Consider the following 1,049-nt stretch of genomic DNA (forward strand, 5'->3'; position numbering starts at 1 on the left):
TATTAAATTTAGCGATACTGTTTCGTGCTACGGCGCGACCAATCCCGCGCTGATGCGGATACTTAATTTCAGCGACTACGAAAGCGAGCGCGAAAGGCCGTGGTTTGAGAGCCTTAGCATCATCGATATGTTCGCGCTGAGCGGCTTTCGCACGATGTGGATCAGCAATCAAGAAGCCTTCGGCAAATTTGCCCTTAGCGCAAAAAGTGCCGCCGATCGCGCCGAAAAAAAGCATCTTTCTTTCCACAAGCGATCAGCTCGATAGCATGCGAGTCGCGCACGACGGCGCGCTGCTGCCGATCATCAAAGAGGCGAAAAAATCGCAGCGCGAGCGAAATTTCTACGTCGTGCATCTCATGGGAAATCATATGGACTATAAAAAACGCTATCCCGAGGAATTTGATAAATTTAAAAGCGACGATATCGCCTTACCGTTTACGCAAAAGCAAAAGGTCGCCCTCGCGTGCTGCGATAACAGCGTGCTGTATAACGACTACGTGGTGAATGAAATTCATCGGATGAGGACAGCCTCATCGTCTATCTCAGCGATCACGGAGAGAATATCTATGAGCAAAACGGCCTCATCGGGCACAACATCAATACCCGATTCACCTACGAAATTCCGCTGCTTTTCATCGCTTCAAAAAGCTTTATCGATCATGCGGAGCTTTGGCGGCGCATAGGCGCGGCGAAGGACGAGCCTTTTATGAGCGACAATCTGGCTCACGTGCTCGCCGATATTTTAGGCATAGAGCCGCTGCAGTTTAACGTGCGCAAAAGCCCGCTGCGCGATGAATTTGACGCTTCGCGCAGGCGAATGACGAACGGGGTGGATTACGACGAAAATTTAAAAGGTAGGGGAGGATACGGGCGGTAAACGGCTCCGCGCCGAAATTTAAGGCTTTACGCGCCGTATTGCTTCCGATGCCGTCTACGATCGAGCCGGCTCGAAGCTGCACTTGATTTTGCCGCGAGCGTCAAATTTAACGCTCGTATTTTCGGCGCGAAGCGACCGTCTAACGCAATCGCGCTCGGAAATTTACCAATAT

At 51.0% G+C, this 1,049-nt stretch carries 1 protein-coding gene and 2 pseudogenes; all 3 read left to right on the top strand.

Translation table 11 applies throughout. From position 1 onward, the window contains the following. Positions 1-265, top strand: a pseudogene (locus Q0135_RS11355) (hypothetical protein); the annotation flags it as partial. Position 266: 1 nt separating this feature from the next. Then, positions 267-691 (top strand): annotated as a pseudogene (locus Q0135_RS11360) (sulfatase-like hydrolase/transferase); the annotation flags it as partial. Positions 692-706: 15 nt separating this feature from the next. Beyond that, complete coding sequence (locus Q0135_RS11365) at positions 707-877, top strand: hypothetical protein (protein WP_297990526.1); 171 nt, start codon at positions 707-709, stop codon at positions 875-877. Positions 878-1,049: the final 172 nt, after the last annotated feature.

Source organism: uncultured Campylobacter sp., assembly GCF_937981295.1.
Lineage (GTDB): Bacteria > Campylobacterota > Campylobacteria > Campylobacterales > Campylobacteraceae > Campylobacter_B.

Bases quoted from the DNA above. Each gene is read 5' to 3' on its own strand.
- Q0135_RS11365 (WP_297990526.1), top strand. From the start codon at position 707: ATGAGCGACAATCTGGCTCACGTGCTCGCCGATATTTTAGGCATAGAG.